17 protein-coding genes are annotated in these 14,951 nt (G+C 73.1%); 15 read left to right on the plus strand and 2 right to left on the minus strand.

Features of this window, described 5'->3' with window-relative positions:
• The first annotated feature begins 119 nt into the window (after window positions 1-119).
• From IEY98_RS31695 to IEY98_RS31750, 12 genes are all read left to right on the plus strand, one after another.
• Window positions 120-521 (plus strand): DUF948 domain-containing protein, encoded by a 402-nt coding sequence (locus IEY98_RS31695; RefSeq protein WP_189214388.1) that lies wholly within the window; start codon window positions 120-122, stop codon window positions 519-521.
• Window positions 521-799, plus strand: a complete 279-nt coding sequence (locus IEY98_RS31700) for a hypothetical protein (RefSeq protein WP_189214389.1) — start codon at window positions 521-523, stop codon at window positions 797-799. The genes IEY98_RS31695 and IEY98_RS31700 overlap by 1 nt, the downstream gene beginning before the upstream one ends.
• Window positions 800-851: 52 nt before the next feature.
• Window positions 852-3,506: an alanine--tRNA ligase gene (gene alaS / locus IEY98_RS31705; protein WP_189214390.1), complete on the plus strand. Its 2,655-nt coding sequence runs from the start codon at window positions 852-854 to the stop codon at window positions 3,504-3,506.
• Window positions 3,503-3,991, plus strand: coding sequence for a Holliday junction resolvase RuvX (gene ruvX / locus IEY98_RS31710; protein WP_189214391.1), 489 nt, complete (start codon window positions 3,503-3,505; stop codon window positions 3,989-3,991). The genes alaS and ruvX overlap by 4 nt, the downstream gene beginning before the upstream one ends.
• Entirely contained in the window at window positions 3,988-5,163 is a 1,176-nt protein-coding gene (gene mltG / locus IEY98_RS31715) for an endolytic transglycosylase MltG (RefSeq protein ID WP_189214392.1), read from the plus strand. Before ruvX ends, mltG begins: the two co-directional genes overlap by 4 nt.
• A complete protein-coding gene (locus IEY98_RS31720) occupies window positions 5,163-5,993 on the plus strand; it encodes a shikimate dehydrogenase (RefSeq protein WP_189214393.1) in 831 nt (276 codons plus the stop codon). Before mltG ends, IEY98_RS31720 begins: the two co-directional genes overlap by 1 nt.
• Before the next feature lie 128 nt (window positions 5,994-6,121).
• Window positions 6,122-6,766 carry a prepilin peptidase gene (locus tag IEY98_RS31725; protein ID WP_189214394.1) on the plus strand — a complete coding sequence of 215 codons (645 nt, stop codon included), beginning with the start codon at window positions 6,122-6,124 and terminating at the stop codon, window positions 6,764-6,766.
• A 154-nt stretch (window positions 6,767-6,920) separates the two neighbouring features.
• The gene (gene aroC, locus IEY98_RS31730; RefSeq protein ID WP_189214395.1) at window positions 6,921-8,111 is read left to right on the plus strand and encodes a chorismate synthase; all 1,191 of its coding nucleotides are present in this window, start codon (window positions 6,921-6,923) and stop codon (window positions 8,109-8,111) included.
• On the plus strand, window positions 8,108-8,644 hold the full coding sequence (locus IEY98_RS31735; protein ID WP_229787840.1) for a shikimate kinase: 537 nt from the start codon (window positions 8,108-8,110) through the stop codon (window positions 8,642-8,644). The genes aroC and IEY98_RS31735 overlap by 4 nt, the downstream gene beginning before the upstream one ends.
• A gap of 34 nt (window positions 8,645-8,678) precedes the next feature.
• Window positions 8,679-9,788, plus strand: coding sequence for a 3-dehydroquinate synthase (aroB, locus tag IEY98_RS31740; RefSeq protein WP_189214396.1), 1,110 nt, complete (start codon window positions 8,679-8,681; stop codon window positions 9,786-9,788).
• Entirely contained in the window at window positions 9,788-10,216 is a 429-nt protein-coding gene (gene aroQ, locus IEY98_RS31745; protein ID WP_189214437.1) for a type II 3-dehydroquinate dehydratase, read from the plus strand. The genes aroB and aroQ overlap by 1 nt, the downstream gene beginning before the upstream one ends.
• A gap of 106 nt (window positions 10,217-10,322) precedes the next feature.
• Entirely contained in the window at window positions 10,323-11,810 is a 1,488-nt protein-coding gene (locus tag IEY98_RS31750) for a glycoside hydrolase family protein (protein WP_189214397.1), read from the plus strand.
• Here IEY98_RS31750 and IEY98_RS31755 read toward each other — a convergent pair.
• The gene (locus IEY98_RS31755; RefSeq protein ID WP_189214398.1) at window positions 11,807-12,199 is read right to left on the minus strand and encodes a B-4DMT family transporter; all 393 of its coding nucleotides are present in this window, start codon (window positions 12,197-12,199) and stop codon (window positions 11,807-11,809) included. The two genes, IEY98_RS31750 and IEY98_RS31755, sit on opposite strands and share 4 nt — an antisense overlap.
• Window positions 12,200-12,238: 39 nt before the next feature.
• On the opposite strand from IEY98_RS31755, the gene IEY98_RS31760 reads away from it, so the two are divergent.
• The 3 genes from IEY98_RS31760 to nusB are packed head-to-tail and all read left to right on the plus strand — an operon-like array spanning window position 12,239 to window position 14,343.
• Window positions 12,239-13,309, plus strand: coding sequence for a M24 family metallopeptidase (locus IEY98_RS31760; protein ID WP_189214399.1), 1,071 nt, complete (start codon window positions 12,239-12,241; stop codon window positions 13,307-13,309).
• 49 nt (window positions 13,310-13,358) lie between these two features.
• Window positions 13,359-13,922, plus strand: a complete 564-nt coding sequence (efp, locus tag IEY98_RS31765; RefSeq protein ID WP_189214400.1) for an elongation factor P — start codon at window positions 13,359-13,361, stop codon at window positions 13,920-13,922.
• Between the two features lies 1 nt (window position 13,923).
• Window positions 13,924-14,343, plus strand: a complete 420-nt coding sequence (nusB, locus tag IEY98_RS31770; RefSeq protein ID WP_189214401.1) for a transcription antitermination factor NusB — start codon at window positions 13,924-13,926, stop codon at window positions 14,341-14,343.
• Between the two features lie 50 nt (window positions 14,344-14,393).
• Here the strand turns inward: nusB and bldD are convergent, their stop codons facing one another.
• Window positions 14,394-14,882 (minus strand): transcriptional regulator BldD, encoded by a 489-nt coding sequence (gene bldD, locus IEY98_RS31775; RefSeq protein WP_018686187.1) that lies wholly within the window; start codon window positions 14,880-14,882, stop codon window positions 14,394-14,396.
• Window positions 14,883-14,951 lie beyond the last annotated feature (69 nt).

Below are 14,951 nucleotides of genomic sequence, written 5' to 3' on the forward strand. Positions count from 1 at the left end.
GTCCACATTCGCGAAATCTGAGTGGCTACGGCTCACAAGGGCGCGGACACTGGTCCGGCAGCACCGGCCGCCGGACCGCGCGGTAGCCTGACGCCGATCAATCCGGACGAGGAGGGCGTGTGACCGCAGGGGAGATTGCCTGGCTGATCGGCGCGGGCGCGTTCGCGGTCGTGGCGATCGTGCTGTGCATCGTGCTGTTCAAGCTCGGTCGCACCCTGGACGCCGTCACCAGCGCCGTCCAGAAGGCGGAGCGCAACAGCGACCCGCTCTTCACCGGCGCCAACACCACGATCACCCACGTGAACACGCAGCTGGAGCGGGTCGACGGCATCACGGCCAACGCGCAGGCCGTCACCGGCAACGTCTCCGCGCTGACCTCGGTGTTCACCGCGACCCTCGGCGGCCCCCTGGTCAAGGCCGCCGCCCTGTCCTACGGCATCGGCAAGGCGATCAAGGCCCGCCGCCGCGCCAAGGGCGAGATCGAGGGCAAGCACGCCCGGCGCAAGCGGGGTGCGCGCTGATGAGCCGGATCTTCTGGGTCGGCGTCGGCCTCGCCGCGGGCGTCGCCCTGTCCCGCAAGGCGCGGCGCACCGCCCACGCCGTCACCCCGTCGGGCATGGCCGAGAACGTCGGTGACGCCGTCCGCGAGCTCGCGGGCGCCATCGGCGCGTTCGGCGCCGACGTGCGCGCGGGCATGGCCGAGCGCGAGGACGAGCTGGCCGACATGGTGGAGCGCCGCAGCGGCGTGCGCACCCGCCGCACCGACGCGCGAGCGCGCCGGGCGGACGGCCGAGCCTGACCGCCGTCCGCCGCCGCCCGCCCGCCTGTCAGACCAACCGAGGACCAAGACCGTGCAGACCCACGAGATCTCCCGCCGTTTCCTGACGCATTTCACGAACGCCGGGCACACCGAGGTGCCCAGCGCGTCGCTGATCCTGGACGACCCCAACCTCCTGTTCGTCAATGCCGGGATGGTGCAGTTCAAGCCGTACTTCCTGGGAGAGGCCCCGCCGCCTTATCCGCGCGCCACGAGCGTGCAGAAGTGCGTGCGCACCGGTGACATCGATGAGGTCGGGAAGACCACCCGCCACAACACGTTCTTCCAGATGGCGGGCAACTTCTCCTTCGGCGACTACTTCAAGGCCGAGGCCATCGAGCACGCCTGGAACCTGATCACCGGGAGCCAGGAGAGCGGCGGCTACGGCTTCGACCCCGAGCGCATCTGGGTCACCGTCTACCTCGACGACGACGAGGCCTTCCACCTCTGGCAGAAGATCGCGGGCATGCCCGCCGAGCGGATCCAGCGGCGCGGTGTCGAGGACAACTTCTGGTCGATGGGCGTCCCCGGCCCGTGCGGCCCCTGCTCGGAGATCTACTACGACCGCGGCCCCGAGCACGGCCGCGAAGGCGGCCCGGTCGTGGACGAGGACCGGTATCTGGAGATCTGGAACCTCGTCTTCATGCAGAACGAGCGCGGCGAGGGCGGGGCGAAGAAGGATTACCCGATCCTGGGCGAGCTGCCCGCCAAGAACATCGATACCGGAATGGGCATCGAGCGCGTCGCCTATCTGCTGCAGGGCGTCGACAACGTCTACGAGACCGATCTGGTGCGCCCGGTCATCACGAAGGCCGAGGAGATGTCCGGACGCCGCTACGGCGCGGGCAACCCGGTCGACGACGTGCGCTTCCGCGTCATCGCCGACCACGCCCGCAGCGGCGTGATGCTGGTCGGCGACGGCGTCACCCCCGGCAACGAGGCCCGCGGCTACGTGCTGCGCCGCCTGCTGCGCCGCATCGTGCGCTCGGTGCGCCTGCTGGGCGTCACCGAGCCGGTGCTGCCCGAGTTCGCCGCCGTGGTGCGCGACACGATGGGCCCGTCGTACCCGGAGCTGGTCAAGGACTTCCCGCGCATCGAGTCGGTCGTGCGCAACGAGGAGGAGACCTTCCTCGGCACCCTGGCCAGCGGCCTGAAGATCTTCGACATGGCCGCTGGCGAGATCAAGTCCTCCGGTGGCTCGCAGCTGCCCGGCGACAAGGCCTTCCAGCTGCACGACACCTACGGCTTCCCCATCGACCTCACCCTGGAGATGGCCGCCGAGAAGGGCCTGTCGGTCGACGAGCAGGGCTTCCGCGACCTGATGGCCGAGCAGCGCGCCCGCGCCAAGGCCGCGGTCAAGAAGACCGGCCACGGCGACCAGACGGTCTACCGCGACCTGCTCGCCCTCGGCGCCACCGAGTTCACCGGCTACCAGGAGCTCGACACCGAGGCCGTCGTCCGCGGCCTGGTCCGCGAGGGCGTGCGGGTGCCGTCCGCGGTGGAGGGCGACATCGTCGAGGTCGTCGTCGACCGCACGTCGCTGTACGCCGAGTCCGGCGGCCAGGAGTCCGACGCCGGGCTGATCGTCGGCGACGGCGTCGAGCTGGAAGTCCTCGACGTGCAGAAGGTCGCCCGCAAGCTGTGGGTGCACCAGGCCCGCGTGCGCCGCGGCGAGGTCACCGAGGGCCTGGCTGTGCAGACTCGCGTCGACCCCGAGTGGCGCATCGGCGCCCGGCAGGGCCACTCCGGGACGCACGTCGTGCACGCCGCGCTGCGCGAGGTGCTCGGCCCGTCGGCGCTGCAGAGCGGCTCCTACAACAAGCCCGGCTACCTGCGTCTGGACTTCGCCTGGTCCGGCGCGCTCTCCCCGGAGACGCGCAGCGAGATCGAGGAGGTCTCCAACCTCGCCGTGCGCAACGACCTGCCCGTCCGCGTGGTCTACACGGACATGGGCGGCGCCCAGGAGATGGGCGCGGTCGCCCTGTTCGGCGAGACCTACGACGAGACCGTGCGCGTGGTCGAGATCGGCGGCCCGTGGTCGCGCGAGCTCTGCGGTGGCACGCACGTCGAGCGCTCGGCCCAGATCGGCCCGATCACGCTGATCGGCGAGTCGTCGGTCGGCTCGGGCAGCCGCCGCCTTGAGGCCTACGTCGGCATGGACGCCATGCGCTACCTGGCCAAGGAGCGCGCGCTCGTGCAGAACCTCGCCTCGATGCTGCGCGTGCCCGACGAGGACGTGCCCGCGCGCGTTGAGGCCCTGGTGGAGCGTCTGCGCCAGGCCGAGAAGGAGCTGGACAAGCTGCGCGCCGCCCAGCTGCTGTCCTCCGCCGGTGAGCTGGCGGGCGCCGCCGAGGACATCAACGGCACCGCCCTGGTCGCGCTGCGCGCCCCGGACGGCATCGGCGGCAACGACCTGCGCACGCTCGCCGTCGAGGTCCGCAACCGGCTCGGCTCGCGCCCCGGCGTGGTCGCGCTGTTCTCCGCCGACGGCCCCAAGGTCGCCTTCGTCGTGGCCACCACGGCCGCGGGCCGGGACGCCGGGCTGGCCGCAGGCAAGCTCGTGCCCGCCTTCGCCCCGTCCATCGGCGGCCGCGGCGGCGGCAAGCCCGACATGGCCCAGGGCGGTGGCACCGAGCCCGGCGGGATCGACGCTGCCATCACCGCCCTGCGCGGCGCGCTGGCCTCGTGACCCGTCCCGACCGGCCCGGGGCCGACGACCCCGGCCGCGGGCGCAGGCTCGCGGTCGACGTCGGCTCCGTGCGGGTCGGGGTCGCGCTGAGCGATCCGGCTCCGGTGCTCGCCACGCCGCTCGTTACGCTGTCCCGCGACGAGCGGACTCTCAAGGACCTCGACCAGCTCGCCGCGCTCGTCGCCGAGCACGAGGTGGTGGAAGTGGTGGTCGGACTGCCGCGCACGCTCGCCGGACGGCACGGGCCCGCCGCGGAGGGCGCGCGGGCCTACGCTGCCGCGCTCGGCGAGCGGATCGCGCCTGTGCCGGTCCGGCTCGCCGACGAGCGCCTCACCACGGTCTCGGCCTCGCGGATGCTCAGCGACCGCGGGGTACGCGGGAAGAAGCAGCGGGCGGTCGTCGACCAGGCCGCCGCCGTGGAGATCCTGCAGGGCTGGCTGGACGCCAGGGCGGCGGCGCTCGCCCGGACCGCGGAGGAGCCATGAACGACGGACTCGACCTGTTCGACGACCACTCCGACCGCGACCACCGCTCCCGGGGCAAGCGGGTCAAGCTGGCGGTCTTCGGGCTGCTGATAGTCCTGCTGATCGGCGCGGGCGTCTGGTACGGCTGGCGGCAGCTCTCCGGCCTGGGCGGGTACGACGACTTCGCCGGGCCCGGCGAGACCGACATCGTCATCGAGGTCAAGCCGGGCGACTCGACCGGCGCGATCGCCGGGACGCTGGTCGAGCAGGGCGTGGTGGCCAGCTCGCGGGCGTTCGTGGCGGCCGCGGAGAACAACGCGCAGGTGCGGTCGATCCAGCCGGGCTTCTACGTGATGCGCACGAAGATCTCCGGGCAGGACGCGGTCACCCGCATCGTCGACCCCGAGGCGCGGGTCGGGAACCTGCAGATCAAGCCGGGGACGCAGCTCCACGACATCAAGAAGGCCGACAACACCGTGACGCCGGGCGTCGCGTCCCTGTTGTCGAAGGCGTCCTGCGCGGAGCTGAACGGCAAGAGCACGTGCGTGGCCGCCAAGGACCTGCTGCAGGTGGCGGAGAAGGCCGACCTGGCGAACCTGGGCGTGCCGGACTGGGCGCTCGCCGACGCGAACAAGGCGCCGCGTGAGCGCAGGCTGGAAGGGCTGGTCGCGCCCGCGGTCTACGACGTGCGGCCGGGCGCGACGGCCGAGGAGCTGTGGAAGAAGCTGCTCGCGGACTCCTCCGCGCACTGGCAGAGCTACGGCATGCCCGGGATCGCCGACTCCTCCGGGTTCACCCCGTACCAGTTCCTCACCATGGCCTCCCTCGTGCAGCGCGAGGGGATCGAGAAGGACTTCGGCAAGGTCGCGCGGGTCATCTACAACCGACTCGAGATCGGCATGGAGCTGGCGTTCGACTCGACGGTGAACTACGTGCTGGATCGGCCGAACATCGCCACCAGCGACGCCGACCGGGAGCGCGCGGGGCCGTACAACACGTACAAGAACATGGGCCTCACGCCGACGCCGATCTCGTCCGCGAGCAAGGAGGCGCTGGCGGCGGTCGCCGAGCCCCCGGCGGGCAAGTGGCTGTTCTTCGTCCTGTGCCAGAAGGACGGCACGTCGTGCTTCGCGGAGACCTACGAGGAGCACCTGGACAACCGCGACCTGGCCAGGGAGAACGGCGCGTTCTGATGGAGCGGACTCGGGCTGCCGTGCTGGGTTCCCCGGTGGCGCACTCGCTGTCGCCGGTGCTGCACTCGGCCGCGTACGCGGCGCTGGGCCTGGACTGGACCTACGACCGGGTCGAGTGCGATGAGCGGCGGCTGCCCGGCCTGGTGGGGTCGCTGGGCCCGGAGTGGGCGGGCCTGTCGGTGACGATGCCGGGCAAGCGGGCAGCGCTCGCGGTGGCGGACTCGGCGACGGACCGGGCGCGCGCGGTCGGCGCGGCGAACACGCTGGTGCGGGTCGACTCGGGCTGGCGCGCGGACTGCACGGACATCGACGGGGTCACGGGCGCGCTTCGGGCCAACGGGTTCGCCCCGGGGCCCGGGGACGCGGTGGTCCTGGGGGCGGGCGGGACGGCGTGTGCGGCGTTGGCCGCCGTGGTCGAGCTGGGGATTCCCGGTGCGGTGGTGGTCGTTCGGGAGCCCGCGCGGGCGGGTGACGCGGTGGTGTGCGCGGAGCGGCTGGGCCTGGCGCTGAGGGTGCTCCGGTGGTCGGAGACGGATTTCGACGCGCTGGCCGAGTCGGCGTCCGTGCTGGTGAACACCGCTCCGGCGGGGGCGACCGAGGGGTTGGCCTCGTCGTTGGCGCGGGCCCCGCATGTGCTGGACGTGATCTATCACCCGTGGCCGACGCCGTTGGCCGAGGCGCGGGACGGGGTGCTGGCGACGGGGCTGGATATGTTGCTGCACCAGGCTTTCGGGCAGGTGGAGCAGTTCACGGGCAGGGAAGCGCCGCGCCGGGAGATGCGGGACGCCCTGTGCTCGGCCACCGGCGGAGTGCTGCCCCTTCCGCTCTGAGTGAACTCCCTGGCGTCGAACGCCTGTTCGTGCGTACCGTAGCAATCGGAGCGAGTGCTCCGATTGATGCGAACGGGAGATCTTCGATGCGTACTGGACTTCTTGTCGGCTTGCTCGGTGTCACCGCGATGGCTGTGGCGTTGCTGGTCGCCGAACCGGCCGTCGCGGTGGTTCTGGCCGTCCTCGGTGGCGGCGCTGCCGGGGTGGCCGCGCGCTTGCTGGTGAGCGCTCTGCCCCGGGGAACGCCGGTGCCGCCTGGACCGTGCGAGGTGGCGACGGCGGCCCTGTGGGCGGTGATCACGGCGCAGTGGGCGGCAGGCGGCTTACCCGGGTGGTGGGTGCCGACGGCGTGCGTGCTGACGTGGGTGGCGGTGCCGCTCGTGCTCGTGGACATCCGCCATCGGCGCTTGCCCGACGCGCTGACCCTGGGTGCGTTGCCGCTGCTCGCGGCCGCTCTGGCGGTCGCGGCGGTGGCGGGTGGCGGCGGTGAGGTGGCCGTGCGCGCGGTGCTCGGGGCGGTCGGGTTCTTCGCGGTGCACGCGGTGATCGCGTGGGTGCGGCCGGGCTCGCTCGGCGGGGGTGACGTGAAACTGGCGCTGATGGTCGGTGCGGTGCTGGGTGTGGTCGGCGTGGAGGCGTTGCTGGTGGCGCTCGTGGGCGCGTCGCTGGTGACGTTGGCGCTGATCGCCGCGGTGCCCCGGTGGCGGTCGGGCGCGCCCCACGGGCCGGGGATGCTCGGGGCGGCGTGCGCCTTGGTGATCGTCGGGATGTGAGGTCGTGATGTCACTTGATGCAGATTCCGGGAGGTGGTTCGGTGTCCGGTGAGCGGACGCGGGTGGTCTGAGCTGCGGATTCGCGGTTGCTCCCGTGGTGGCTCGGGGTGATCCCGGCGACCGGGCGCGCGGCGGGCATGGAAGTATTCCGGGCGTGCTGCGTTGGATGACCGCTGGAGAGTCGCACGGACCCGCGCTGGTGGCCGTGCTCGAGGGAATGGTGGCCGGAGTCGAGGTCACCACCGCCGACCTGGGCGCGCAGATGGCCCGCAGGCGGCTCGGGTTCGGGCGCAGCCCGCGGATGGGGTTCGAGACCGATCAGGTCGAGATCCTCGGCGGGGTGCGGCACGGGATCACCCAGGGCGGGCCGATCGCGGTGCGGATCGAGAACGCCGAGTGGCCCAAGTGGGAGACCGTCATGGCGGCCGACCCGGTGGACCCCGAGGTGCTGGCCAGCCAGGCCCGCAACGAGCCGCTGACCCGGCCACGGCCGGGGCACGCCGACCTGCCGGGCATGCAGAAGTACGGGTTCGACGAGGCGCGGCCCGTGCTCGAGCGGGCCAGCGCGCGGGAGACGGCGGCGCGGACGGCGGCCGGGACGGTGGCGCGGAACTTCCTGCGGCAGCTGTTCGGGGCCGAGATCGTCAGCCACGTGGTGTCGATCGGCGGGGCGCGGGCGCCGGAGGGGCCGCTGCCGGGGCCCGGTGACCTCGCGGCCATCGACGAGAGCCCGGTGCGCGCGTTCGACCCGGCGGGGACCGAGGCGATGGTCGCCGAGGTGGAGGCCGTCAAGAAGGCGGGCGACACCGTCGGCGGGGTCATCGAGGTCATCACCTACGGGCTGCCGCCGGGGCTGGGCTCGCACGTGCACTGGGACCGCAGGCTCGACGCGCGGCTGGCCGGGGCGCTGATGGGTGTGCAGGCCATGAAGGGGGTCGAGATCGGCGACGGGTTCACCACGGCGACGCGGTGGGGGAGCCAGGCGCACGACGAGATCGACCGGGCGGAGGGCACCGTCACCGGGGTCAGCAGGCGGTCCAACCGGGCCGGTGGGCTCGAGGGCGGCATCACCAACGGCGAGCCGCTGCGGGTGCGGGTGGCGATGAAGCCCATCTCCACCGTGCCCAGGGCGCTGGCGACCGTCGACGTGGTGACCGGCGAGCCCGCGGTGGCCATCCACCAGCGCTCCGACGTCTGCGCCGTGCCGAGGGCGGGCGTCGTGCTGGAGTCCGTGGTGGCGCTGGTGGTGGCCGATGCGGCGCTGGAGAAGTTCGGCGGTGACTCGCTGCCGGAGACCCGGCGCAACGTCGAGGGCTACCTCGCGTCGCTGCGGGAGCGCTGGTGAGTCGGGGCGGGGGAGGGGGCGGGGCCCGTCCCGTCGCCGTGGTCGTGGGGCCGCCGGGGGCCGGGAAGACGACCGTGGGCGAGGCGCTGGCGGCGGCGCTTGGGGTCGGGTTCCGCGACACCGACGCCGATGTCGTAGCTGCTGTGGGCAAGTCCGTGGCGGAGATCTTCACCGAGGACGGCGAGGAGGCGTTCCGGGCCGCCGAGGAGGACGCGGTCGCCAGGGCGCTGACTGAGCACGACGGGGTGCTGTCGCTCGGCGGTGGGGCCGTGCTGTCGGCGCGGACGCGGGAGCGGCTGAGCGGGCACACCGTGGTGTTCCTCAACGTCGGGCTGGCCGAGGGTGTCCGGCGGACGGGGCTGTCCACGGCGCGGCCGCTGTTGGCCGGGGTGAACCCGAGGGCGAAGTTCAAGGAGCTGTTGGACGCGCGGTTGCCGCTGTACCGGGAGGTGGCCACCGTGGAGGTCGACACCGACCACAGCAGCGCCGAGGACGTGGTGGCCCGGCTGACCGCCGAACTCGCCGAGGCGTGACGGGCCCGGCGTGACCGAGAGGACTGGAGAGACCGTGGGAACCGAGCAGCCGGTGCGGATCAGGGTGGCCACCGGCCAGCCGTACGACGTGGTGATCGGCAAGGGGCTGCTCGGCGAGCTCGTCGAGGTGGTGCGGGGGTCGTCGAAGGCGGCCATCGTGCACCAGCCGACGCTGACCGCGACCGCCGAGCAGATCCGCGAGGAGCTGGCCGCTGCCGGGGTGGACGCGCACCGCATCGAGATCCCGGACGCCGAGGACGGCAAGGCGCTGTCGGTGGCCGGGTTCTGCTGGGAGGTGCTCGGGCGGATCGGGCTCGACCGGCAGGGCACGGTCGTTGCGCTCGGCGGCGGGGCGGTGACGGACCTGGCCGGGTTCGTCGCGGCCACCTGGATGCGCGGCGTGCGGCTGGTCAACGTGCCCACGACGCTGCTGGGCATGGTCGACGCCGCCGTCGGCGGCAAGACCGGGATCAACACCGACGCGGGCAAGAACCTGGTCGGGGCGTTCCACGAGCCCGCCGCCGTGCTGGTGGACCTGGCGACGCTGGGGTCGCTGCCGCGCAACGAGCTGGTCGCGGGCATGGCCGAGGTGGTCAAGGGCGGCTTCATCGCCGACCCGGTGATCCTCGACCTGATCGAGGCCGACCCGGCCGCCGCCGTCGACCCCGACGGCGAGGTGATCGCCGAGCTGGTGCGGCGCAAGATCCAGGTCAAGGCCGACGTGGTGGCCAGCGATCTGCGCGAGTCGAGCCTGCGGGAGATCCTCAACTACGGGCACACCCTCGGCCACGCCATCGAGCGCCGCGAGCGGTACCGCTGGCGGCACGGCGCGGCGATCAGCGTCGGCATGGTGTTCGCCGCCGAGCTGGCCCGGCTGGCGGGCAGGCTCGACGACGCCACCGCCGACCGGCACCGGGCGATCCTCACCGCGCTGGGGCTGCCGGTCAGCTACGACGCCGACGCGCTGCCGCAGCTGATCGAGGGCATGCTCGGGGACAAGAAGACCAAGTCGGGCGTGCTGCGCTTCGTCGTGCTCGACGGCCTGGCCAAGCCGACCCGGCTGGAGGGGCCCGACCCGGCGCTGCTGGCCGCGGCCTACTCGGCGGTGGCCGCCGAGCCGAGCGGGGGCGGGGTGCTGCTGTGATCCTCGTCCTCAACGGCCCGAACCTGGGCAGGCTCGGCACCCGCGAGCCCGAGGTGTACGGCAGCACCACGCACGCCGACCTGGTCGAGCTGTGCGTGAAGACCGGCCTGGAGCTCGGCGTCGAGGTCGAGGTGCGGCAAACCGACCACGAGGGCGAGATGGTCGGCTGGCTGCACGAGGCCGCCGACCGCAAGCTGCCGGTCGTGCTCAACGCGGGCGCGTGGACGCACTACTCCATCGCCGTGCGCGACGCCGCGGCGCAGCTCAGCGCGCCGCTGGTGGAGGTGCACATCTCCAACGTGCACAAGCGCGAGGAGTTCCGCAGGCACAGCGTCCTGTCCGACATCGCGGTGGGCGTGATCGTCGGCCTCGGCGTCGACGGCTACGCGCTGGCGCTGCGCTGGCTGGCGGGGGCCGCCCGGGCCTGAGCCCGGGTGTGATCAATTCGGCCATGTCGCCGAACGCGGCCGTGGGCCGATCGGCGCTCCTAGACTGGGCGGAACGCGTCACCGGCACGAAAGGTCCCCACCGCTCATGCTCAGCCGGGTCCGGCGACCGCGGCTCGCCGTGGTCCTGGCTCTCCTCGTCGTGGCCGGGTGCACGACCGGCACCGGCGTGGTCGAGCCGCCGCCCCCGGGCGAGCGGGTCACGACCACGCCGCCCGCCGTGCAGCCCCGCCCTGCCGCGCCCGCCCCGTTGGGCACCGACCGGGGCAGGCAGAGCAAGGGCGTCGTCGCCGCGGGCAGCGCGGGCGCGCCCTACAACTACGCGCCGACGCTGCTGCGCGAGGGCGGCAAGTACCGGATGTGGTGGTGCAGCCAGCTCGGCTCCGCCGCGCCACCCGGCGACGACCTGCTGCTCGCCGAGACCACCGACCTCGCCAAGCCCTTCCGGGGGCCGGACGGCAGCGGCGGGCAGGCGGTGTTCTCCGGCAGCCGGACCGGCTTCGACGGCATGCACACCTGCGACCCGTCGGTGATCCGGGTCGGCGGGATCTACTACCTCTACTACACCGGCGCCGCGGGCGACCACGCGCACGGCAACGCCATCGGGCTGGCCACCAGCACCGACGGCAAGCGCTGGACCAGGGCGAACGGCGGCAGGCCCATCGTGACCTCCGCCCGCGACGAACTCCGCGACAACGCCTACGGCGCGGGCCAGCCCGCCGCGGTGTTCCTCGACGGCCGCTTCCACCTGATGTTCACCGACACCACCGGCCGGGCGGCCGGGTGGAACGGGGCGGGCCAGTTCGTGCTGCGCTCGTCCGACCCGGCGTTCCGGTCCGGGGTCGAGGTGCTCGGCCCGGACGGCTTCGTCCCCGGCGGCACCGGCGGACCCCGCCTCCGCTCGGTGGTCGACGCGTTCAGCGTGGACTTCATGTGGGTCGACGCGCTCGCCGCGTTCGCCATCGCCCACGAGACCGACGGCGGCACCACGCTGACCTTCTGGGACCGCGAGTTCCGCACCCAGCCCTACGACCCGGTCCTGGTGCCGGGCCCGTGGGCCGAGGGGCCCGGGCTGGTCAGGAACGGCAGCGGGCACGCCGTCCCGTCCCGGACCGACCCGTGCGACCGCGTCCCCGTCGACCTCGTCCGGGCGACCCGGGTCGAGGCGGCCCCGACCGACCTGGCGCACTTCGGGCTGGACCTCACCGACACCGCGGCCTGCGACGACCCGGCCCGCATCCTGGCCGCGCTCGACGGCTTCGCCGTCCCGTCGCCCCGCCGCACGGTCGACGTCATCCGCGGCGGACGGGTCCTGCGGGTCGAGCGGCGGTCGGTCGCCGAGCGGATCTCCTACCGCGTGCTGCCCCGCGTCCCCGGGCTCGACGCCGTGCCGGTCGCCGCGCACCTGCCCGCGGGCGCCCCGGCCGTCCGCGCGGGGTCACGCGTGGGCTTCGTCCTGGACGACGGCAGGCTCTGGACCATCACCGACCCGGTGCTGCTCGCCGTCAACGGCTCCCGCGCGACCGAGATCAGCCAGGCCGAGTGGGACGCCTACCCGCGCGGAGCGCACCTCTAGCGCGTCGCCAGGCGGGGACCGACCAGCAGGCCGAGCCCGGCCGGGACCAGCACCAGCAGCGCGGTGAAGGCCGCGCCGCCGGTCAGTGCCGAGCCCAGCGCGCTCACGCCCGTCTCGTCCACGAACACCGCCCGCCCGATGACGCCCAGCACGGCCGAGCCCACGCCCGCGATCAGGGCCGCGTACACCCAGGTCCGGCCCCGGTCGGGCAGGCCCCGCCAGCCGTCGACCGCGGCCCAGACCGCCGCCACGCCGGCGAGCAGACCGAGCACCAGCGCCGACAGCGTGGACTGCCCGGTCGGGTCGCTCGCCCTCAGCAGCGCCACGAGGACGGCCGCCGCCGCGTGGACGACCGCCAGCACCGCGCCGCGCACCAGCCACATCCGCATTACTGGAGGGTAGCCGCCGCCCTGCCTAGGCTCGCGGGTATGGCCGAATCCCACGCTCCCCGCCGGGACGCCCTGCGCGCCCTCCTGCGCGACCGCGACCTGGACGCGCTTCTCGTCGTCGACCTGCTCAACATCCGGTACCTGACGGGCTTCACCGGGTCCAACGCCGCCCTCCTGGTCACCGTGGACGGCGACGACGTCTTCTGCACGGACGGCCGCTACACGACCCAGGCGCAGCGCCAGGTGCCCGATATGCGGCATGTCATCGAGCGGGCCAGCGCGCCCGCCGTCGCCGCCGAGGCGCGCGGCCGGGTGGGGTTCGAGAGCCAGCACGTCACCGTCGACGGGCTCGACGTGCTCAAGGCGGCCACCGAGGCCGAGCTGACCCGCGCGCCGGACCTGGTCGAGCGACTGCGCCTGGTGAAGGACGAGACCGAGGTCGACGCCCTGCGCATGGCCTGCGCCGCCGCCGACCGCGCGCTCGCCGACCTGGTGGAGCACGGCGGCATCCGGCCGGGGCGCACCGAGCGGGAGGTGGCGCGCGAGCTGGAGGCCCGCATGCTCGACCACGGCGCGGCCGCCCCCAGCTTCGAGTCCATCGTCGCCGCGGGCGCGAACTCGGCGATCCCGCACCACCGGCCCACCGACGCCGTCCTCCAGCAGGGCGACTTCGTCAAGCTCGACTTCGGCGCGCTCGTCGACGGGTACCACTCGGACATGACCCGCACGCTGGTGATCGGCGAGCCCGAGGACTGGCAGCGGGAGCTGTACGAGCTGGTCGCGCTGGCCCAGGCCGAGGGCAGGGCGGCGGTCAGGCCCGGCGCCGAGGTCGCCGCGGTCGACGCCGCGGCCAGGCGGGTGATCGAGGAGGCGGGCCAGGGCGAGTTCTTCCCGCACGGCCTCGGCCACGGCGTCGGGCTGCGCATCCACGAGGCCCCGAGTCTGGCCAAGACCGGCGACGGTACACTCGCCGCTGGCATGGCGGTCACCGTCGAGCCGGGCGTCTACCTGCCCGGCAGGGGCGGCGTCCGCATCGAGGACACGCTCGTCGTGCGGGACGCAGGTCCTGAACTCCTCACGCTGACCACCAAGCAGCTCATGGTCGTCTGACCCCGTCGGACGCCACCCGGGCGCGCCGGAAACACAGGAGAACAACCCCGTGGCCTCGACCAACGACCTGAAGAACGGCCTGGTGCTCAACCTGGAGGGCCAGCTCTGGTCCGTCGTGGAGTTCCAGCACGTCAAGCCCGGCAAGGGCCCCGCGTTCGTGCGCACCAAGCTCAAGCACGTGCTGACCGGCAAGGTCGTCGACAAGACCTTCAACGCGGGCGTCAAGGTCGACACCGCGACCGTCGACCGCCGGGACATGACGTACCTGTACAACGACGGGTCCGAGTACGTCTTCATGGACACCGACACCTACGAGCAGATCAGCATCGACCCCAAGGTCGTCGGCGACGCCGCCAAGTACATGCTGGAGAACAGCACCGCGACGGTGAACTCGCACGAGGGCACCCCGCTGTTCATCGAGCTGCCGACCTCCGTCGAGCTGGTCATCGAGCACACCGACCCGGGCCTGCAGGGCGACCGGTCCACCGGCGGCACCAAGCCCGCGCGGCTGGAGACCGGCGCGGAGATCCAGGTGCCGCTGTTCGTCAGCACCGGCGAGAAGGTCAAGGTCGACACCCGCGACGGCCGCTACCTCGGCCGGGTCAGCGGCTGAGATGGGAGCGCGGAGCAAGGCCCGCAAGCGGGCGGTGGACCTGTTGTTCGAGGCCGCCGTCCGCGGCGTCGACCCGGTCACCCTGCTCGCCGACCGGGTCGGTTCGCCCGACGTGCCGCCGGTCAACGACTACACCGTGACCCTGGTGGAGGGCGTCTCCGCGCACCGGGCGCGCATCGACGAGCTGCTCACCGAGCATGCCCAGGGCTGGACCCTGGAGCGCATGCCCGCCGTGGACCTCGCGATCCTGCGGATGGGCCTCTACGAGCTGCTGTGGGCGACGGACGTGCCCGACCCGGTGGCCATCGACGAGGCCGTCCAGCTGGCCAAGTCGCTGTCGACCGACGACTCGCCCCGGTTCGTCAACGGCGTCCTCGGCCGCATCGGCGGGATCGCCGACCGGCTGCGGGCCACCCTCTAGCGATGCGGAAGCGGGCGCACCCTCGGCATGGAGGTGCGCCCGCTTTCCCGTCAGTCTTCCTTGGACGGCCTGGCCTCGGGAGGCAGCACGCCCCAGTCGATGAGCTGCTCGGTCAGCTCGCCCGGGGTCATGTCGTAGATGATCGCCAGCGACCGCAGGTCCTCGGTCCGGATGGACAGGACCTTGCCGTTGTAGTCGCCGCGCTGGCTCTGGATGGTGGCGGCGTAGCGGGCCAGCGGTCCCACTTTCTCCGCGGGCAGCTGTTGCAGCCGCTCCAGGTTGATCACGATCTTGGTGGCGGGTTCGGCGCCGGAGGGCACCCGGCCCTCGGGCAGGAGCTCCACCACCGGCACGCCGTAGAAGTCCGCGAGCTCGGCCAGCTTCTGCACGGTGACGGCCCGGTCGCCGCGCTCGTAGGAGCCGACGACGACAGCCTTCCACCGGCCACCGGACTTCTGCTCGACGCCATGCAGGGACAGCCCCTGCTGCTGGCGGATCGCGCGGAGCTTGGCTCCTAGCGCCTTGGCGTAGTCGCCCATGCGGCGGTTCTCCATTCGTTCGCCCCGTCGGCGCTATGGACTGCCGCGGGTAGCTTCAAATCGACACGC

It is taken from the genome of Actinokineospora fastidiosa (genome assembly GCF_014648415.1).
Lineage (GTDB): Bacteria > Actinomycetota > Actinomycetes > Mycobacteriales > Pseudonocardiaceae > Actinokineospora > Actinokineospora fastidiosa.